Annotated in this window: 16 protein-coding genes and 1 pseudogene; 8 read left to right on the top strand and 9 right to left on the bottom strand. The window is 66.9% G+C overall.

Annotated elements, in window-relative coordinates:
• Nucleotides 1-8: 8 nt before the first annotated feature.
• The gene (locus tag GLP40_RS23360; protein ID WP_154790141.1) at nucleotides 9-1,646 is read right to left on the bottom strand and encodes an ABC transporter substrate-binding protein; all 1,638 of its coding nucleotides are present in this window, start codon (nucleotides 1,644-1,646) and stop codon (nucleotides 9-11) included.
• A 367-nt stretch (nucleotides 1,647-2,013) separates the two neighbouring features.
• Here GLP40_RS23360 and GLP40_RS23365 point away from each other — a divergent pair, with 367 nt between their 5' ends.
• Entirely contained in the window at nucleotides 2,014-3,465 is a 1,452-nt protein-coding gene (locus GLP40_RS23365; RefSeq protein ID WP_154790142.1) for an amidase, read from the top strand.
• 252 nt (nucleotides 3,466-3,717) lie between these two features.
• On the opposite strand, the gene GLP40_RS23370 is transcribed toward GLP40_RS23365, so the two are convergent.
• From GLP40_RS23370 to GLP40_RS23380, 3 genes are all read right to left on the bottom strand, one after another.
• Nucleotides 3,718-5,280 (bottom strand): multicopper oxidase family protein, encoded by a 1,563-nt coding sequence (locus GLP40_RS23370; RefSeq protein WP_154790143.1) that lies wholly within the window; start codon nucleotides 5,278-5,280, stop codon nucleotides 3,718-3,720.
• A 99-nt stretch (nucleotides 5,281-5,379) separates the two neighbouring features.
• Nucleotides 5,380-5,790, bottom strand: coding sequence for a DUF6153 family protein (locus GLP40_RS23375; RefSeq protein ID WP_328290558.1), 411 nt, complete (start codon nucleotides 5,788-5,790; stop codon nucleotides 5,380-5,382).
• Nucleotides 5,791-6,078: 288 nt separating this feature from the next.
• Nucleotides 6,079-6,630 carry a hemerythrin domain-containing protein gene (locus tag GLP40_RS23380; RefSeq protein WP_154790145.1) on the bottom strand — a complete coding sequence of 184 codons (552 nt, stop codon included), beginning with the start codon at nucleotides 6,628-6,630 and terminating at the stop codon, nucleotides 6,079-6,081.
• A 392-nt stretch (nucleotides 6,631-7,022) separates the two neighbouring features.
• On the opposite strand from GLP40_RS23380, the gene GLP40_RS23385 reads away from it, so the two are divergent.
• On the top strand, nucleotides 7,023-8,051 hold the full coding sequence (locus GLP40_RS23385) for an AI-2E family transporter (RefSeq protein ID WP_230329852.1): 1,029 nt from the start codon (nucleotides 7,023-7,025) through the stop codon (nucleotides 8,049-8,051).
• A gap of 4 nt (nucleotides 8,052-8,055) precedes the next feature.
• Here the strand turns inward: GLP40_RS23385 and GLP40_RS23390 are convergent, their stop codons facing one another.
• The 4 genes and pseudogenes from GLP40_RS23390 to GLP40_RS23405 all read right to left on the bottom strand — a co-directional run bounded on the left by GLP40_RS23390 (nucleotide 8,056) and on the right by GLP40_RS23405 (nucleotide 11,960).
• Entirely contained in the window at nucleotides 8,056-9,855 is a 1,800-nt protein-coding gene (locus tag GLP40_RS23390; RefSeq protein ID WP_328290559.1) for a glycoside hydrolase family 15 protein, read from the bottom strand.
• 346 nt (nucleotides 9,856-10,201) lie between these two features.
• Nucleotides 10,202-10,819, bottom strand: a pseudogene (locus tag GLP40_RS23395) (type 1 glutamine amidotransferase domain-containing protein).
• A 394-nt stretch (nucleotides 10,820-11,213) separates the two neighbouring features.
• On the bottom strand, nucleotides 11,214-11,444 hold the full coding sequence (locus GLP40_RS23400; protein ID WP_154790147.1) for a hypothetical protein: 231 nt from the start codon (nucleotides 11,442-11,444) through the stop codon (nucleotides 11,214-11,216).
• Nucleotides 11,445-11,621: 177 nt separating this feature from the next.
• Nucleotides 11,622-11,960, bottom strand: coding sequence for a hypothetical protein (locus tag GLP40_RS23405; RefSeq protein WP_154790148.1), 339 nt, complete (start codon nucleotides 11,958-11,960; stop codon nucleotides 11,622-11,624).
• A 246-nt stretch (nucleotides 11,961-12,206) separates the two neighbouring features.
• Between GLP40_RS23405 and GLP40_RS23410 the strand changes: the two genes are divergently transcribed.
• The 4 genes from GLP40_RS23410 (at nucleotide 12,207) to GLP40_RS23425 (ending at nucleotide 15,475) form a co-directional block, all read left to right on the top strand.
• Nucleotides 12,207-12,872, top strand: a complete 666-nt coding sequence (locus GLP40_RS23410) for a PAS and ANTAR domain-containing protein (RefSeq protein WP_154790149.1) — start codon at nucleotides 12,207-12,209, stop codon at nucleotides 12,870-12,872.
• A gap of 551 nt (nucleotides 12,873-13,423) precedes the next feature.
• Nucleotides 13,424-13,657 carry a hypothetical protein gene (locus tag GLP40_RS23415; RefSeq protein WP_154790150.1) on the top strand — a complete coding sequence of 78 codons (234 nt, stop codon included), beginning with the start codon at nucleotides 13,424-13,426 and terminating at the stop codon, nucleotides 13,655-13,657.
• Nucleotides 13,658-13,699: 42 nt separating this feature from the next.
• Complete coding sequence (locus GLP40_RS23420; RefSeq protein WP_328290560.1) at nucleotides 13,700-14,695, top strand: TIGR03557 family F420-dependent LLM class oxidoreductase; 996 nt, start codon at nucleotides 13,700-13,702, stop codon at nucleotides 14,693-14,695.
• A 273-nt stretch (nucleotides 14,696-14,968) separates the two neighbouring features.
• A complete protein-coding gene (locus GLP40_RS23425) occupies nucleotides 14,969-15,475 on the top strand; it encodes a flavin reductase family protein (RefSeq protein WP_328290561.1) in 507 nt (168 codons plus the stop codon).
• 257 nt (nucleotides 15,476-15,732) lie between these two features.
• On the opposite strand, the gene GLP40_RS23430 is transcribed toward GLP40_RS23425, so the two are convergent.
• Nucleotides 15,733-16,770: a glycosyltransferase gene (locus tag GLP40_RS23430; RefSeq protein ID WP_230329853.1), complete on the bottom strand. Its 1,038-nt coding sequence runs from the start codon at nucleotides 16,768-16,770 to the stop codon at nucleotides 15,733-15,735.
• A gap of 689 nt (nucleotides 16,771-17,459) precedes the next feature.
• Here GLP40_RS23430 and GLP40_RS23435 point away from each other — a divergent pair.
• Both GLP40_RS23435 and GLP40_RS23440 read left to right on the top strand, forming a co-directional pair.
• A complete protein-coding gene (locus GLP40_RS23435) occupies nucleotides 17,460-17,750 on the top strand; it encodes an iron-sulfur cluster biosynthesis family protein (RefSeq protein ID WP_154790151.1) in 291 nt (96 codons plus the stop codon).
• 14 nt (nucleotides 17,751-17,764) lie between these two features.
• Nucleotides 17,765-19,714: an aconitate hydratase gene (locus tag GLP40_RS23440; RefSeq protein WP_154790152.1), complete on the top strand. Its 1,950-nt coding sequence runs from the start codon at nucleotides 17,765-17,767 to the stop codon at nucleotides 19,712-19,714.
• The last annotated feature ends 16 nt before the right edge of the window (nucleotides 19,715-19,730 follow it).

Genomic DNA, 19,730 nt, shown 5'->3' on the forward strand with positions numbered 1-19,730 from the left:
GCACTCCGCTATTCCGAAAGCCAGGTGTCATACAGCCAGGTACGCGCGGTGGATTCGGTACTGAATCCGTGCACATTCGGCGCGAGACCGAAAACCTGGGTCTCGTCGTAGAGCGGAATCACGTAACCCTCGGAAAACAACCGGTCCTCGATGGCCTGCACCGCGGCGTCGCGTTTGGCCGTATCGAATTCGAAGGCCTGTGCGCGCACCAGTCGGTCGAGCTGCTCATCGGGTGCCGGGGAGTGCAGTTCATTGGTGGCGGCGCTGTCGAAGGCCGTACGCAGCACATCGGCCTCCGCGCGTGAGGTCTGGCCCTGCACCAGAGACCAATTGGCCGGACGCGCGGTCTGGGTCGACTCGTATTCGGTCAGTGACGCCGCGTTGATCTTCAACTCCACACCGGCCTTACGCCACTGCGACTGCAGCAGCTCGAGCACCGGCTGGGAAACCTGGTAGTAGGGCGCGACCCAGACGTCGAGTTGCAGTCGCTTGCCGTCCTTGACGCGGATCCCGTCTGCCCCAGGCTTCCAACCGGCCGTCTCCAACAGCGACTTGGCGCGGTTCAGGTCGTAACCCAGGTATCGGGCGGCGTCGCCCCGGTTCGGGGTGCCCTGCACCAGGATGCTGGTCGGCACCGGATAGCTCGGCGAGAGCACCGTCTTGTTGATCTCCTGCCGGTCGGTAGCCGCCTGCAGCGCCAGGCGGACGTTCTTGTCCAGCACCGGTGTCGCCGAGTCCAGTTGGAACGACAGCTTGTTCGTCTGCCCCTGGACCGGGAACGCTTCGATCACCCCGCCGCCCGCGACGACGGTTTCCTCGTCGTAGGGCGCGATATTGCGGGCGATCTGGGCCTCGCCGGACTTCAGCGCACCCACCCGGGTACCGGCTTCCGGGACGGTCTTGAACACAACTCGCTCCAGGTACGCCTTGCCCTGATGCCCGGATCCTTCCGGCGCCCAGTTGTAGTCCTCACGGCGCTCGAGGGTGATTCCGGTTGTGCCGTTGACCGATTCGACCACGAACGGTCCCGAGCCGATCCAGTTCTTGGCTTGGCCTTGGCCGTTGAGATCCTGGTCCAGGAACGGCTTGGCCAGAATAGAGCCGGCCCGATAGAACGACGCCACCTGCAAGAATCCGGCATTGGGCTTGGTGAAGGACACTTTCACCGTCAGCGGATCGACGACCTCGCTGGATTTGTAGTCGGAGAAGAAGCGGTCCGGCGGAATCCCCAGCCGCGAGTCCCCGAACCCGTGCTGGTCGTAGTTCGCCTTGACGATCGCGGCGTCGACCGGGTCCCCGTTGCTGAACGTGACGCCCTCACGCAACCGGAAGGTGTACTCGAGTTTGTCATCGCTGATCTGCCAGGACTTCGCCAGCCACGGCTTGATCGCACCGCTCTTGGGATCCTGCCAGGTGAGACGCTCGGCGAGGTTGTTGGTGACCTGACTGTTGGACCAGATGGAATTGGTCGGCAGCCACCCGGTGTACTCGATCGGATCGTAGAAGTGCAGTGTGCCACCGGACACCGGATCACCGGCCGGGCCCCCGGACGAGGACGACGAACCACCGCAAGCGGTGAGCGCTGTCGCCAGGGCTATGGCCACCGTGCCCGCGACCATGAGCTTGCGGAGTCGAGAATTCCTCATGGCGGTGAAGGCTAGAGCCGCCGAGCCGGAGAACCTCCCCTTCTGATCGGCAAGAATTCATGCACGATTCCTGAAGTTCGCCTTGAGCCTCCCTGAGCTCGAACCGCCATCCTCGAGAACGCGGAGCTTCGGCCGGACACCGCGCTCGCGACACCCGCGCATTCTGCGCGTTCACCACCGCCTGATGCCGCTTCTCCACATAGGCGGCGAAACCATGACCTGCGAGACTGGCCGGAAAGTCGATCGACACCTTGTCGGTGCGGGCCATCGCCGCCGAACCCTCGAGCATTCGACCCCGGGCTCTCCTGTGGATGCGGGCGGCCGGTGTCGGTTCAGGGGTCTGCCGGGCGTCGGTAAGGTCGGATCCATGGAGTGGGGTTTTCTTGCGGCCGAAGAGCTTTCGGCCGCGATGCGGGCCGGTGAGGTCAGCTCGGTGGAGCTGACAGAGGATGCGATCGCCCGCATCGAACGCGACGACAAGGCGATCAACGCGATCTGTGTGAGGGACTTCGACCGTGCGCTGGCCGCCGCGCGCCGGGCCGATGAGGCACGCGCGCGTGGTGAGGACCGGCCGCTGCTCGGTATTCCGGTGACGGTCAAGGAGTCCTACAACGTCGCCGGGCTGCCCACGACCTGGGGGATGCCGCGGTACGCCGGCTTTGTGCCTGCCGAGGACGCGGTGGCGGTGTCACGGTTGAAAGCCGCGGGCGCGGTGATTCTCGGCAAGACCAATGTGCCGTTCATGCTGGGAGATTGGCAGAGCTTCAACGAGATCTACGGCACCACCAACAACCCGTGGGATCACGGTCGCACGTCGGGTGGATCCTCCGGCGGATCAGCGGCGGCGCTGGCATCGGGATTCGGCTCGCTGTCCATCGGCTCCGACCTCGCGGGTTCTCTGCGCAACCCGGCGCATTTCTGCGGTGTCTACGCGCACAAGCCGACGTTCGGGCTGGTGCCGACCCGCGGCATGGTCCCGCCGCCCGCACCGGCGCTACCGTCGGACGGCGATCTCGCCGTCTGCGGTCCGATGGCGCGCACCGCCCGCGACCTCACATTGCTGCTGGACGTGATGGCGGGGCCGGACCCGCTGACGCTCGGCGTCGCCTATCAGTTGACTCTGCCGCCCGCGCGCCACCAGCGGATCTCCGACTTCCGTGTGCTGGTCCTCGACGAGCATCCGCTCATAGCGACCGGGTCCGCTGTGCGGGCCGGGGTGAACCGGGTCGCCGATGCGCTCGTCGACGGCGGGGCCCGCGTCGAACGACACAGTCCGCTACTGCCCGACCTGACCGAAGCCGCGATGCTCTACGCGTGGTTGCTGAGTTCGCACCAGGGCGCGCGGATGCCCGCCGAGGCGTACGAGCGGCTGCGGACCCGCGCTGCCGAACCGATCGCGGATGACCAGGGTCTCGACGCCGCGCGGCTGCGCGGCATGGTCCTGAGCCACCGCGATTGGATCGAGGCGGACATCCACCGTGAACTGCACCGCCACAGCTGGCGGCGGCTCTTCGCCGAGTTCGATGCCGTGATGTGTCCGATCACGTCGATTCCCGCGTTTCCGCACGACCACAACCCCGATCGCGGGGAACGACGAATCGACATCGACGGGGTCGAGTACCCCTACATCGATCACTCCGTATGGGCCGGTCTGGCCACCATGCCCGGACTTCCGGCCACCGCAGTACCGGCGGGCCGCTCCCCGGAGGGACTGCCGGTGGGTGTGCAGCTCATCGGTCCGATGTTCGAGGACCGCACCCCGCTGCGGCTGGCCGAGCTGCTCGAGCAGAAGATCGGCGGCTTCCAAGCACCGAGCTAGGACCTACGCCCGTGGGCGAGACCCGCTGCGGCGCACGGCATCCGCCTCTACCGGATGCGGCGCGAGCGCTTGCGGATCGAGCCACCGCGGCAGCTCTTCGCGCCTGGTCGCGCCGCGGCCCGGACCCACCGAGCGCGTCGGTGGCCTGCCCGCCCCGGAGAGCCCGGCTCGGCCTTCGCTTTTCCGGGCTGGACGGTGTCGTACAGGCCGTGCGACCGAACATCTTTCGACCGCACGGCGGTCCGGGCGGGATCAGTGCACGTAGGACAGGATGCTCATCATTCCGGCTTCTGCGTGGTAGGCGTTGTGGCAGTGCAGCATCCACTGGCCCGGATTGTCGGCGTCGAGGTCGACTTCGACGGTTTGCATGGGCAGGACGATGGCGGTGTCCTTGCGCGGGCCGGATCCCGCGTGGTCGACGAGTTGGAAGGTGTGCCCGTGCAGGTGCATCGGGTGGAACATCATGGATTGGTTGCGGAAACGCAGGCGGATCCGCTGGCCCTGGGAGATATTCAGGGCGGTGCGGTCGGGGTAGGCCTTGCCGTTGATGGTCCAGACGTAGCTCTTCGCATCGGAGCCGAGGGTGACGTCGAGGGTCTGATCGGGCTTCTTCGCTTGCAGGCGAACCGATTCGGCGCAGGTGAGGCGGTCGGCCGTCAGAGGCGCTACCGCGAGTTCGGAGGGCCGCGCATCCACCGGCGGTGGTGTGCCACCGCCGGTCCGGATCAGCGCGAAGCCTCGGCCGGTCTTGCCTTCCGCCGCCGCGACCAGCGGGAAGACGCCGTCGGCCAGGTCGACGATGACGTCGTAGCGTTCGCCCATGCTGATCAGCAGGCTGGATGTCGTGATCGGCTGCACCGGGAAGCCGTCGGTGTGGGTGACTCGCATCTGGTGTCCACCGACGGCGACCCGGAACGCGCTGTCGGCGGCGGCATTGATGATCCGCAGCCGCATGCGCTGACCCGGCCGCGCGGTGAAGACCGCTGGGTCGCTGCCCAGGCGGCCGTTGATCAGGAAATAGGGGTAGGTGACATCGCCGACGTCGGAGCCGAGCGGCGCGTTCGGGTCGACGGGCATGGACATTCCGCCTGGTCCGCCCATGTTCATGCCGCTGTGGTTCATACCCGGCATCCCGCCCATATTCATGCCCGACATGCCCCTGTCCCGCAGGTGCCGCAACTCCTCGTCCGGGTCGCGCCCGTTCACGCCGTCGAGCCAATCATCGAGCACCACAACGGCTTCGGTGTCGTAGTCGCGGCCGTCGGCCGGGTCCTCGACGATGAGCGGCGCGTACAGGCCCCGGTCGAGTTGCACGCCGACGTGCGGGTGGAAGAAGTATGTGCCGGGCTCCGGCGCGGTGAATTCGTAGCCGAAGCTGCCTCCGGCCGCGATCGGCGACTGGGTGACGTCGGGGACGCCGTCCATATCATTGCGCAGGGCGATGCCGTGCCAGTGGATCGTGGTCGGGGCCGGGAGCGCGTTCGTGAACTGGGCGCGCACGACGTCGCCCTTGGCGATGCGGATTTCCGGGCCGGGCACCGCGCCTCCGAACGCCCAGGTCGGCACCTGCACGCCACCGAGGTCGACGGTGGTCGGCTCGGCGCGCAGCGTCACGTCGCGGACAGCGGCGCCAGCGGTCCGACGCGCGGCTTCCGCGGCCCGGACGGCATCGGAATCGGGCTGCACGAGGCTGGGTGACGCCGTGGTGTTCTTCGAGCACGCGGCCAGTGTCGCGGCCGCCGCGGCGCCCGCCCCGAGCGCTAGGAATCCGCGCCGGTTCATCCGCGATGAGAGTGGAAATCGATTGGGGGACATGGATTCTCCCTGGTTTGTCGAATGTGGGCGTACCGCTCGGTGGTCGCGGCAGCCGGGATCATGAGGTCGTCCGCGACCGGTCGGGGCGCGGCGGACCTGTCAGATCCGCAGAATCGACAGTTCGGCCAGGGTGGGGACCGTCCACGGCGGTGGACGTTCTCGATGGATCCGGCGGCTGTGGGAGCTCGGTGGGCGGGAATCACGTGGTCGATCTCCGGCCCAGTGCAGCAGCATGAGGCCGATCACGATCGTCACCGCCGAGAGAACGACGAACTCGCAGGCGTGCGTGAGCCCGTGCCCGCCCGGCTGATCACCGTGCGTCCCCGCCACGTGTCCCGGATGCGCGCTCGCGGGCATCGCGGCCATTACCGACGGCATCTCGGAAACCGGTGAGCTGTAGTGCGCCGAGAACACTCCCGCATGCATGGCGGCGATCCCGAGCAGGAGCGCGAGCATTCCGAGCAGCCGGACGTATCCGGTCGCTCGGGGAGCAGGGCGCTGATCAGCCACGTCCGCCATGATACCCCCAGGAGGCACAACCCCCTGGGGGTATCCCGCATGGACGAGATCATGGCGATGCGCATGGCGCAGACGCGCCCGTAGATACCCATTCGGTTATGACCGGCCCGCGTCGGCGTCACCGAACCCGTGGTGTTCCAGAGCTTGGGCTCGGAATCCGGCCTCTACGAGAGAAGAAAGCGTCGGCGGGCAGACGAATCTTGACGTCCAAGACGGGATCGACGTTCTTGTCGGCGGACGACATCGCCGCGTCGTCCTGCCCGTCGGTCGTCCTGCCCCTCAACTGTGCGATCTCCAGTCGCGCACCGCGTCTCGCATGCGGTCGAACAGTGCCAGCGGCGGCCCGGCGATCAGGTTGGCGGCCGCGGAGGAACCGGTGTGCGGATGCGGGCGGGTGGGTGCCACCGCTTCGGCGGCGCGCACGGAGCCGGCCAGGTGTTCGAGCTGGCTCGCCGAGTACTGGCGACGCAGCAGGACGAACTCCTCCGCTTCCTCGTGAGCCGCGTGGTCGGCGACCGCATCGGCGAGATCGGCGATTTTGGACGCGAAGTCGGGGTGATCGACTCCCAGGTCGTAGAGTTCCGCGAGCGCCCGCTTGGCGTGATTCTCTTCGTCCAGCCGGGCGTCGACTATCTCCTCGGCGCCGAACCGCGCGCGCTTCGCGATGGGATGCACCACTTCTTCCTCGGCGCTCTCGTGCACCGCGAGCAGCCGGACCAGCTCGGTGAAGAGTTCCTGCCGATCCTCCCGTCCCGAACGCAATTGTTCGAGCAGGGTGGAGATCTGTTGGTGTTGTGCGGTCAGCAGATCGACCACGTCTTGTTCGGCCATGGCTGTTCCTTTCTCCCGCCTCGCATTCCTGATTCGGGCCCCCGTTCGAACCCCGATGCCCCGAGAGGACATCACGATTGCGCGTTACCCGGGCAGCCGCCCGCCAGTACCGCGATAACGAAATCGTTGCCGGGTGGCCCGTACGACCGTCACCGGTTTCTCCTCCCCGCATCGGGGCATCCCCGGAAGGGCAGACGACCGGCGCGCGCCTTACCCGACCGGACAGAGAACCGATGAACGACGAGACAGCGCACAGCGATTGGGCAGGACAGCCGCATTCCGAGAATGAGCCAGCTCCCATTTCAGCGGCCGAAGAACGTGCTGCCAGGCAGTCCAGTGAGCGGCATCCGCTGGGCAGGCCCGGTCGCAGGTTCGACCGGAACTCGCCGTTCATGGTAGGACTGACCGCCTCCGCCGGGGTTCTGATCACCGTGGGAGCGGTGCGGGTCGTGCTCGCGGCCCATCAGGCACTGCTACTCGTGGCCGCGGCGATATTCCTCGCCATCGGCATGGAACCTGCGGTCTCATGGCTGGCACGCCACCACGTCCGCCGCAGTTTGGCTGTCGCGCTGGTGTTCCTGACGGCGGGGGGTGGCCTGGCAGGGTTCCTGTGGGCCGCGATCCCGCCCCTGATCGATCAGGGGCAAGCCCTGGTCCACCATGCGCCCGACACCCTACGCCATCTCGAGGATCGCTACCCGCTGGTCTGGCAGGCGGCCGATCGTTTCCACCTCGATCAGCGGCTGCGGCAGGCAACCGACACCGACTTCGGCAAGGTGTCGCAGGGACTGGTCGGGGCGGGCAGGGTGGTCTTCGACGGAGTCACAGCCACGATTATCGTCGCGGTGCTCACCGCGTATTTCTCAGCGAACTTCCCGGCCTTGCGCGCCACTCTCTATCGACTGTTCCCGCACGAACGCCGACCCCGCGCCATCCTCATCGGGGACGCGATATTCGCCAAAGTCGGCGGTTACGTACTGGGCAACCTGCTGATCTCGCTGATCACCGGAATCCTCACCTTCGTCTGGTTGGCCGCCTTCGGAGTCCCGTTCCCCTTGGTCCTCGCCGTGCTGGCCGCGGTGCTCGACCTCATCCCGCTGATCGGCTCCACACTGGCGGGCATCGCCATAGCGCTTGTCGCGCTGACGGTTTCGCTCTCGGTCTGCCTGGCGACGGTGGTCTTCTTCCTCGTCCTGCGCTGGCTCGAGGACTATCTACTCGTGCCCCGCATCATCGGCCGCGCGGTGCAGGTGCCCGCGGTGGTCACGGTTGTCGCAGTCCTGGTCGGCGGCTCGATTCTGGGCGTGCTGGGCGCGCTGCTCGCCATTCCGGCCGCCGCGAGCCTGCTCCTGCTGGTCCGGGAATTGCTCTATCCCAGGTTGGACCATCCGGCGGCCTCCGGCTCCGCCGACGCCGGGTAGCCGGTCATGGTCGTTCCGGTGCGCGGCCGTCGCCCTCGAGTTCCACCCATTCCCGTTGCAGCGCGGGATGATTGGACGCTTCCAAGAGCAGCGCGTGCACGAAGGCCTGTGGCAGGTTGCCGCGCAGCTGGCGCTGGGTGACGTCGAACTCCTCGGCGAACAAACCCGGTGTGCCACACGCGGCGCGGTTGCGTTCGAAATAGCGTGCGGCGACGACGGGATGACCGAGATCGGCCGTCGCGATCGCCATCGCGAATCCGCACAGCAGAAACGCGCCCTCAGTGCTGCCGAGTGGGTTCGACCCGGCGCGATAGCGGTAAACGTAGTAGTCGCTGGACAATTCGCGCGCGATCGCGGCCACCGTGGCCCGATCGCGTGGATCGCCGCGCGGTAGCGCGCCCCGGATGATCGGCAACAGCAGTGCGGCATCCACTTCCGGATGTTGAGGCGACCGCTGCCAACGTCCGGTGGGATGCATGCTGGTGCGTGCCGCCTGCGAAACCAGCGCATCTGCCAGGCGGGTGCAGGCCGCGGGGTCCGCTCCGGTCGCGGGAAACTCGGCCACCGCCCGCAATCCCGCCGCGCAGATCAGGCGCGAGTGGGTCCAGCACTCATCGTCGATTTCCCAGATACCGGCGTCGGGGCGACCGCGGTGCGCGGCAATGGCTTCCACCGCGACCTCGACCGCTCTGCGGTAGTCGGCGGGCAGATGGTCGTGCCGGGCCGCCGCGGCGAACGCCAGCAGCGCTTCGCCGAAGACATCGAGCTGGAACTGATCTCGCACCCGATTGCCGACGACCGCCTGACCGCCCGGATAGCCGGGCAGATCGACGCCACGACTGGGTGGCACCGGCTCGCCGCGCAGAGTGTACGCGGGCATCAGGGCGGGCCCGTCGGCGAGCAGCCTTTCGGCGGTGAACCGGACCGCCGAATCGAGCAGCGGCAACGCCCCGGCCATGGCGGCCGCCTGCCCGGCCAGGCACTGGTCACGGATCCAGACGTATCGGTAGTCGTAGTTGGCTCCCTGATCCGCCCGTTCGGGCAGCCCCGCGGTGGCCGCGGCGACCATGCCGCCGTCGGCACCGGTCATTCCGCGCAAGACGGCATACGCGTGGGACGCGTCTCGGGGAGCGGCATTCTCTCGCAGGACGGGGATCTCTTGTCTCCAACTGGATTCCGTTGCCGCCCAGCAGGTTTCCGGATCCACCGGGCAGCCGGGCAAGCCGGAGTCCGACAGCTCGAGCACCAAGTCGTGGTATCGACCGGGCGATACCCGCAGCAGCAGCCGCCAGCCGGGGCAGCGAGGGTTCTCGTCGAACACCGCGGTGGCCGCACCGCTCCACCGCAGCCACAGCCGACCACACCGCGCCTCCCATGCCTCTCCGGCACGCCGAACGTCGCGCAGGGGTTCGGATCCGTACTCGTGGACCGGGTTCAACTCCACCATGACCCGTGCTTCACCGTGCAACGCGCGTATCCGGCGCAGCACCACAGCCCGGTGCGCGTCACCGGGAAACGCCAGCGCCTCGCGGCATTCGATCACCGTGGAGCCGGTCACCCAGCGGGAATTCCAGATCAGGCTGCCGGAATCGTAATAGCCGCCCCACACGAAGCGCTCGTCGGGCGTCACCGAGTACACACTCGCGCCCCCGATCACGGTATCGAATACGGGGGCACTGTCCCACTGGGGTACGCACAGCCACGCGATATCACCGCGCGGGCCGATCAGCGCGCCACGTTCACCGTCGGCGACGAACGCGTACTCCCGCAGCACATGCGGCTGCTCGACCGCTGTCAATTCCACGCTGACCGGTTACCACGCGATCGCGGGGGTAATCGCTGGACGAGACGGCCCTCGAGAGATCGGAGTCGCCATGGCCGGATCGGCAACCGCCGAATCGTCGCGGACCGAACTGAACGCCGCGCGTTGGCGAGTGCGGCGGACTTCATCCTCACACCGGACTGTCCGGATTGCACAAAGGCGCGCGGGACTGCCACGGCTGCGACCTCCATCGGTATGCCGAACAGACGGTTTTCGCCACGGACCTGAAGACCATCACACCGAGGCCAACCGGGTGATCAGCCGCCAGCGCCTGCGCGGAATCCGCAGCGCACAGCACGAATCTTCAACCAGCACAAGCGGGTCTGTGTCACGACGTCCTCACGCTCGACTCCGCGGTGATGGCGTCGACGAAATCGGGTAGATCGTCAGGGTTGCGTGAGGTGATGAGCGTCCAGCCTTCGGACTCGCTGCGGGCGACCGCCTCGTCGACCCAGGTCGCCCCGGCATTGATCAGATCGGTACGCAGGGACGGATACGACGTGAGCGTCTTGCCCTGCACCACCCCGGCCTCGACCAGCAGTCATGGTCCATGGCAGATCGCCGCGATCACACGGCCCGCCGCGACCATGGATCGGACGAGTTCTCGTGCCGTGACGTCGATTCGGAGTTTGTCGGCATTGACCGTGCCGCCCGGAATCACCAATACGTCGAACGCGCCCGGATCCACATCGCCGAGTGCCACATCCGGCCGCACGGTCTCGGACGGTATGAGGTCGTGCCGGTAGGTGTGCACATCAATCGCCTCGGACGCCGCGTGGGTCACGTGTGCGCCGCGAGCACGCAGTTGATCTCTGGGTACCGCGAGCTCGTCACGCTCCACTCCCGTGTTGGAGGTAGCGATCAGGACGCGGACGCCTTCGAGTTCTGCTGACACCGGAGTCTCCTCTCGTCGCACCCGACTTCTTCGAGTCGTGGAGATTGTCACCTCACGCGATCTGTCGAGAATTCACGCGATCTGTCGAGAATTCATTTGCCCGGCACCGGAGCTGAAGACGACTCCGGCATCCCTGGCATGGTCGATCAGGTCGATGTCCGCCGGCCCGGCGAAAATCGGCCCGGGAACAACGAATTCGCCAACGCGGCGACGCGTTCGGCGATCATCGGGCCTACCGGGCAGAGCCGAACCACGGCGCGCGATTCCCTTCGTCGACGATGAGCCGACCCTCCACCTCAGCTGTCGCGATTCGTTCGCCGACCTCGCCGTTGAGGTCCGTCGCCGTTGACGGTGCGTCACACGGACCGCGACTGCCCGATGGAAGCAGTGCACTGCCGGACGATCTGGTCTGGACATCCTTCGCAATACCCCGGCACCATCCGCATCAATCCTCATCCGGTGTGAGGTCGGGTTCCTCGGGTTCCTCCGCGGCCAGCCGCCGCACCAGGCTGTCATCACCGAGTGTGTCGCTGAGTTCCTCGTCCGTGGGCTCCCAGTGATCGGGAGGATCAGCGGCCTCCTCGATCGGATCGGCATCCAATGCGTCCTCGTCGAGTTGCTCGGCCGTCGAGGGAATCTCCGGATCTCCCATTGGATCGGTCGGAAATGAATTCATGATCGCACCCCTTACGAAATGGGCCGTGACCCGTCACTAGGGCGGTCGGCCGTCGGATATCCCGCTCCACAGGGCACCGCGTTCGGCGCCGAGAATGTTCACGATCTGCGCGACGGTGTGGCGGTCCTCGTCATGCAGCCGCTGCGGGGTCCGCCCCGCTCCGTCGACGGATGATCGTCAGTGACCGCCCGGATCTCCGAGATTTCGGCCTTCACGGTGCTTGACCCGCCTGTGCTCGATGATGACGAGCGCCGCACCCAGGGTAAGGCACACAACGCAGATCACTCCGGCCACTATCGCCCGACCCGCGAATCCGTATCCGGCCGCGGCCAATGTGGCTACGAGTGCGGCGATTCCGAGGGCGAACAGAATGAGCCCCGGCCAGTTTCGCGCGTCCACCATGGATTCGCCCGCGTGAGATCTGGTGGTTCGGGCACGGTCCGGGAATTGCTCGGCGCGGCCGTTCCGCTGACCGGCGTCGACCTGGTATTCCAGATCCTGTGGCTGGTCTGACATGATGCCTCCTTCCCCTGTAGAAATCCGATATCCGCACGGATACCCGCGAATCGGGTGGACAACCTCCGGCGGATCGGTGAACCGGCTACGCGTCAGGACCCGGAAGCGCCGCCGGGCCGTATCGCGTTCGAATGACGTATCCCGGGTATCGCGAGGGCGAGAGTGCGCACACGATCGGCGGCTATCAGGGAAGTCCTCGAGGAATGAACGAGTGCCGAGATAATCGGCCTGGCGGATAATCGGGGAATGGGCTCTCCTGGTGAGCTGCCAGCGGAATCACTGGTATGGGCCGCGAGGGCGTATCCGGCGCCGCGGACAGGTAGTTTCCGGTTCTGGTTCGCCACCCGCCGCTGGGAGTGGTCGCCAGAGCTGTATCGCATGCACGGCTACACCCCCGGCGAGGTCGAACCGACCACCGAACTGCTTCTCACACACAAACATCCCGACGACCGGAACAAGGTCGCCGAGACGATCACCCGCTCGGTCGCGTTGGGTGAGCCCTTCTCGAGCCGTCACCGCTTCATCGACACCCATGGCGTCGAGCACCAGGTGATGGTGGTCGCCGACCGCATCCTCGACCAGGGCCGCCCGGTCGGCACCGCGGGCTTCTACGTCGATCTGTCGAGCACACTCGTCATCACCGAGCACGAGATTCTCGATAAGCGGATGCAGGAGGTCGTGGACGCGCGGGCGGTGATCGAACAAGCCAAAGGCGTGCTGATGCGCATGTACCGCATCAGTGACGAGCAGGCGTTCAAGCTGCTGGTATGGCGCTCTCAAGAAACCAACACCAAACTCCGCGCCCTGGCCGAACAGCTGCTGCACGAGCTGCCGAACGTGCCCCCCGATCAGCCCGGCACCGTGTCCGCGTTCGACCACATCCTGCTGACCCTGCACGAACACATCCCCTGAATGTTCTTCCTCCAGCGGGTAACCGGACATCATGGAAATCTTGGTACTTCTAGCGATTCCGGTCCTGGTAGCGATCGTCGTGGTGCGGCGCCGCCTGCGTGGCGAGCCGGTTGAACCGCCGACGACTCCACACGAGAGAAAGAGGCTTCGGCAGGGAGATGAATTCTGACGTTTGATTCGATATCGAAGCGTGGCGCATGATGACCGCTCACTCGGCGTCGGTTCCACGCTGTCCGGTAGCGGTGAACAAGAACCGCGCCCGGCCAGAGCGGGCCAGCTCCGCCAGCCACACATCGAAGGAAGTCGAATCACCTCGACAGCGCGGCGGACCGCGTTGCGGCGAGTCCTTCGAAGGTCCTCGTGATCGTCGCTGTCGGGCCGGAACCCGAATGAAGATCCTGCCCGCTGATAATCGGAGGACGAGCATCGACTCAGTGAGCGGGAGACAGACCGGCGAGACGCCATCAACGGCCGGGGCTCCGGGTGTGCGGGGGCGAAAAATGGGCAAACCGGTAGCGCCAATTCAATTCACCACCGTGCAGGAGGCTGACATGGTCGACACAGGGGTCTACCGCGTGCGGTTCCGCGAGTCGTGTCCCGCGACCGACATCGGGGCCGCGAATTTTCGCGAACTGCTCAAGGCCCTGGGCGGGATGGTCGTCTACGGCGCCTATCCCGGCCCGATCGTGATCGGCATCGCGGTGGACTCCGCCGAGCGCGTCGCGTCGTTCCCCTTCGTCGAATCGGTGGTATCGGTCACCGGTAACTCGGCCGCGGGCGGGTAGCCGACCGATATCCCCACCCGAGCCGAACGGAAGGACGCGACAGTGACCCGATTCGGATACACGCTCATGACCGAGCAGAGTGGCCCACGCGAACTCGTCCGCTACGCGGTCGCCGCCGAAGAGGCCGGATTCGATTTCCTCGTCAGCTCCGACCATTACTCGCCCTGGCTCGAGTCCCAGGGCCACGCACCGCACGCCTGGACGATGCTCGGCGCCGTCGCGCAGGCCACCCAGCGGATTCCGCTGATGACCTACGTGTGTTGTCCGACCTTGCGCTATCACCCGGCGATCGTCGCCCAACAGGCCGCGACCCTGCAGATCCTCGCCGAAGGCCGATTCACGCTCGGGCTCGGCAGCGGCGAGAGCCTCAACGAACACGTGATCGGCGCCGGCTGGCCCGGTCTCGACGAACGACAGGACCGGCTCGCCGAGGCCATCGGCATCATCCGGGATCTCCACACCGGAGACACGATCAGCCGCCACGGGCACTGGTATCGGGTCGATGCGGCCAAGATCTGGGATCTGCCCGAGCAGCTCGTACCGATCGCCGTCGCGGTCTCCGGGCCACAGTCGGTGCGGCGATTCGCCCCGCTGGCCGACGAAATGATCACCACCGATCCGGACGCCGAACTCGTCGACTCATGGCACCGCGTTCGCGCCGACGCGTGCGGCGCGGAACCGTCACGGGTGACCGGGCAGGTGCCGGTCAGCTGGGACAGTGACCGCGACAAGGCGATTCAGCGCGCACACGAACAGTTCCGATGGTCCGCGGGCGGCTGGGACGTCAATGCCAATCTGCCCACCCCGGCGGGCTTCGCGGCGGCTACGCAGTTCGTTCGCCCTCGCGACATCGCCGAGCAGATCGCCTGCGGCCCCGACTTCGACGCCATCGCCGCCGCGGTGCGCCCCTACCGCGACGCGGGCTTCACCGACATCGCGCTGGTACAGGTCGGCGACGAACAGCAGGACAGATTCCTGGCCGAAGCCGCTCCGCCGCTACTGGACGAACTCCGCGCCGCCGACGGCGCATCGCGCTGACCACGTGCGCCTCAGGACAGCACTGTGACGTGGGGAAGCCTGTAGTGCACGGGGTGCACCGAGTCCATGCCGGCACCTCACACCGGTGGAGGTCGTCGTCGACGCCTTACAGAAGGCGACCGACATATTCGCTGTATACGACGTCGGACTGCCCGCACAGCTCACCTGAATGGGCGCGGATTCCGGTCGAGGGATTTACATGCCAATCGGTCTGTGTAGGCTGAATTAGCTCCGGGACTATCGTCTCGATCGGCTCGAAGCGGGGAGGTGCCCGTGCCACGCGAGGTCGATGATGCGAACGGCGCGTTCGATCTCGCCGTCGCGGCCGCTGACGCGCCGGTATGGATCGTCACCACCCACGCCGACGGACACCGCGCCGGCTGTCTCGTGGGATTCTCCACACAGGCGAGTATCGAGCCGAGGCGCTTTCTGGTCTGCCTTTCGAAACGGAACCACACCTATCGCGTCGCGGCCCGTGCGGATCATCTGGCCGTCCATCTGCTCTCGGACGAGTCCCTCGCACTGGCGCAGCTCTTCGGCTCCGAAACAGGCTTCGAAATCGACAAGTTCGACCACAGCGACTGGCAGGAGGGACCGCACTCGCTGCCCATCCTGACCGCGGTCGCCGCCTGGTTCACCGGCGAGATCCTGCTCCGCACCGATTTCGGTGACCACGTGGGCTTCCTGGTGGCGCCGACGGCGGCCCGAGCCCCGGCACCGGACACTCACCCGCTCCGGTACGACGCGGTCGCCGACCTCGTCCCCGGCAACCGGCCCTGAACAGGTCGCTCCACAGGGGCGTGCGAAAACGGTTCTCGGAGCCGACGGCTGGACAGCGTATCCGGGCATGGGCGAGAACGGGCCGGTCCAGTCGCTCGGTCGGTCTGGTTACATGGCCATGTTCGGGAACATCATGTTCCACATCTGTCGAAGCATGTCCGTCATCTGCATCCACATCGCGATCATCACCTCCTAACCATTGCGAGGTTGCTCGTCTTCGCCAATACCCGGGCAGACCGAAAGCGTCCGGGACGAGGTCAGCCGATCTTCGTGCCAGCGGACGAGGCCGTGAAATGACCTGTGACGCAGTCGAACAGGAGTTGGTTCCAGCGTCGCTGGAAGGTTCGGATGCCGAAGGTGGCCTGGGCCCAGTGGCGCGCGGACCAGCCGGTGAGCTCCGCGAAGTCGGGGTCGGAGAGGAAGCGGCGGATCGCGACCGCCAGGAGGTCCGGATCGCTGGACACCACCCCGATCGAGGAGGGAATGGCCTCGGCGGCCGCGGTGGCGCCGACCGCCACGATGGGCATGCCCAGGAACATGGCCTCGATGACCGAGAAGCCGAGCGAGGTCCAGCGCGGCGTGTGCAGATACACCCGGCGGCGGGCCAATTCGCTGTGCAGGGTGTTCTGGTCGTGAAAACCCATGCCCTGCACCCGGTCCGGGGAGAGCCCGAGCGACCGGCTCAGATTCTCGGTGCCCCGGCCGTAGACGTCGATCACCGTGCTGTAGGACAGGGGCGCGAGCAGGTCGGCGCCGAGAGCCCGCCAGCAGCGTACCGGGTCGTTGACAACGGTTGCGGTGCGCGGCAATTCGCCGGTGTAGCGGTATCCGGGATCCACCACGCCCTGCGGGATGACGGTGGTCGGGCAACGTCCGCAGTCCCACATGAGCCGATTGAACTGCGTGACGTGCACCAGCGGGATATCGGCGTGATCGGCCAGCGGATGCCGGGTGGTCGCGGCGAGCCCGTCGGGCGTGCCGTGCTCCACGTACACCGCGGGCAGATCGAGTCCGGCGGTGCGCCCGAGCCATTCCCGCACCAGGTCCAGCTCGCGCGGGCGTTGCAGCACGACGATGTCGACCGGGGTGTCGGCGAGATCGGCGGGCGCGATGTCCACCGCGTTCTCCGGCCACGGCCGACCGTCGCGGCCGCGCGCCCATTCGCCGAGATCGTCGTCGGCGGGGAGTAGATAGGTGTGGGGTCCCTGAACGAACGAGGTGGTCCAGGACCCGTGCACATGCCAGACCAGCACGTTCAGCGACCCGGCATGCGGATCGTGGGTGAAGTCTCTCATACCGGTCGTATGCCCACCACGGCCCGAGTGAACCGGCCACCGATTCTCGGATCGGTACTATCGCGCGATCTCTCCGAGCCCTGCCCCGCGCGGCCGGTAGTTTCTCGCCCAGCGCGCCCGCCCGTGCGGCGCTCGGTCCGGGCGCGCCGGAAGAAATCGGCCAGTTTCCCGGCCGCTTACCCTCGCCTCCTCCGGGTAAGCGGGCGATATGGAACGTCCGCACGCCGATCTCGATACCGGAACCGACGGTGTACCGGTGCCGCCGGTGCGCCCGCCGGAACCGATCCCCCCGGTGGAGCCGGGGCAACCCATTCCGGAACCCGCACCGCCCATGCCTTTTCCGGCCCCCGGTCCCCCGGTCCCCGCGCCACCAGCTCCGCTCCCGCCTCCTCCGGCGCCACCGGAGCCTGTTCCCGAGCCGCTCCCTCGGCTGCCGACGGGTTGGGCCGGGTGACCGCGCGGCCGGTCAGGATAACGCGGCGACCCTGGTGGGTGAGGTGGTGCGAGGTCGTGCAGGTGGATGAACGCGGCCTCGCTGAAGTATCCGTGGGCCATGCCGCCGCGATATCCGCGGCCTTCCCGGACTAACACGATTCCGCCCGGCTCGAGACGTTTCGCGGTGAATCTCCCGGTTACTCGACCGACTGCCGGCGGTCCGGCCGGCACACACGACAGCGGAAGGAAGACCGATGCTGATGCTCACCCCCACTGCCGTCGAGGCGGTCCGTGATATCACCTCCGGGGAAGGCGCGCCGCAGGACGCCGGACTGCGGATCTCCACCCGCGATGACGCCGAGAGCTTCCAGCTCGCCGTTGCCGACTCGCCATCGCAGGACGACGAGGTGCTGACCGCCGAAGGAGCCCGCATCTTCATGGACCGCAAATCCGCCGAATTCTTCGACGACAAGATTCTCGACGCCGGCCTCGACGCGAAGGGCAATGCCACCTTCGTGGTCGGACCGCAGGCCGCCAACTCCTAGACGCGGTTATGGCGATGTCAGCGAATCTGGCTCGGAAACTGATCGAATCGCATCTGGTGTCCGGTGCGATGACGCCGGGTGCGGAGATCGCGATCAGGATCGATCAGACGCTGACCCAGGACGCCACCGGCACGTTGGTGATGCAGGAGCTCGAGGCATTGGCCCTCGATCGTGCGCGCACCGAGGTGAGCGTTCAGTACGTCGACCACAATCTGCTGCAAACCGATGAGAAGAACGCCGAGGACCACGAGTATCTCCGCACGGCCGCCCAGCGCTTCGGCCTGTGGTTCTCCAAAGCGGGCAATGGTGTGTCGCACCCGACGCACATGCAACGGTTCGGCATACCGGGAAAGACCCTCGCTGGATCCGATTCGCACACCCCGGCGGCCGGTTCGCTGGGCATGCTGGCCATCGGGGTGGGCGGATTGGAAGTGGCGCTGGCGATTTCGGGTCGACCCCTGCACCTCCGGATGCCGCGGGTGTGGGGTGTCCGCCTCGAAGGCGAACTGCCGCAGTGGTGTTCGGCCAAGGACGTGATCCTCGAAATGCTACGCCGGCACGGTGTGAGCGGCGGGATCAACCGCATCATCGAGTACCACGGACCGGGCCTGTCGGGCCTGTCAGCGATGGACCGCCACGTGATCGCGAACATGGGGGCCGAACTGGGCGCCACCACAACGGTATTCCCGAGCGACGCGGCCGTGCGGGCGTTTCTCCGCGAGGAAGGCCGCGAGAGCGATTGGGTCGAGCTGACCGCCGATCCCGACGCCGAGTACGACATCGAGGACACCATCGACCTGTCCACCCTCGAACCACTCATCGCGAAGCCGTCCTCGCCCGGCAATGTGGTGCCGGTCCGCGAGGTCGCCGGCACCGACATCGCGCAGGCGGTGATCGGGTCCAGCGCCAACCCGGGCCTGCGCGACTTCGCGATCGCGGCGGCCATGGTGGCCGGACGGCAGACCGTGCCGCAGGTCAGCTTCGACGTGAATCCCAGCTCGCGGGAGATCCTCACCGATCTCACCGAGATGGGGGCCGTCACCGGCCTGGTGATCGCGGGGGCCCGCATCCACCAGGCCGGATGTCTGGGCTGCATCGGCATGGGCCAGGCGCCGGCCGTGGGCCGAAATTCGCTGCGCACCATGCCGCGCAACTTCCCCGGTCGCTCGGGCACCAGAGAGGACTCGGTCTGGTTGTGCTCGCCGGAAACCGCCGCCGCCTCGGCGCTCACCGGTGTGATCACCGATCCGCGAGAATGGGCGCGCACCGTGCACATGGACTATCCGAAGCTCGACCTGCCCACGCGTGCCTCGGTGAACACCACGATGCTGGTCGCCCCCCTGGATCCGGAACTCGCGCGGCAGGTGCGGCCGGTGAAGGGGCCCAATATCTCCAGCCTGCCGCCCCTGACTCCGCTGCCCGAACGGATCGAAGCGCCGGTGCTGCTGAAGGTCGGCGACAACGTCTCCACCGACGAGATCTCCCCCGCCGGAGCCCGGGCACTGCCCTTCCGATCCAATATCCCCACACTGGCGATGTTCACCTTCACCCAGATCGACGACACCTATCCCGCACGCGCCCAGCATGTTTCCGAGTCCGGCCACCTGCTCGTCGCCGGGGAGAACTACGGCCAGGGCTCTTCCCGCGAGCACGCCGCCATCACGCCGCGCTACCTCGGGCTCCGGGCCGTCATCGCCAAATCCTTCGCCCGCATCCACTGGCAGAACCTCGCCAACTTCGGCGTCCTGGCACTCGAATTCGAGGATCCGGCCGACTACGACGGCATCGATCGCGACGACTTCCTGCGCCTCGACAACCTGGGCGATATCGCGCACCGGACGTCATTGCGAGTGCTCGACATGAGCAAGGAAACCACTTTCACTGTCCGGCATCGTCTTTCACCGCGACAGGTACGAGACGTCCTGGCCGGCGGCCTGATACCCCGCCTGGCGCAGAGCGAATAACCAACCTGGAAGGGAG

It is taken from the genome of Nocardia aurantiaca, assembly GCF_009708175.1.
In the GTDB taxonomy this organism is placed as follows: Bacteria; Actinomycetota; Actinomycetes; order Mycobacteriales; family Mycobacteriaceae; genus Nocardia; species Nocardia aurantiaca.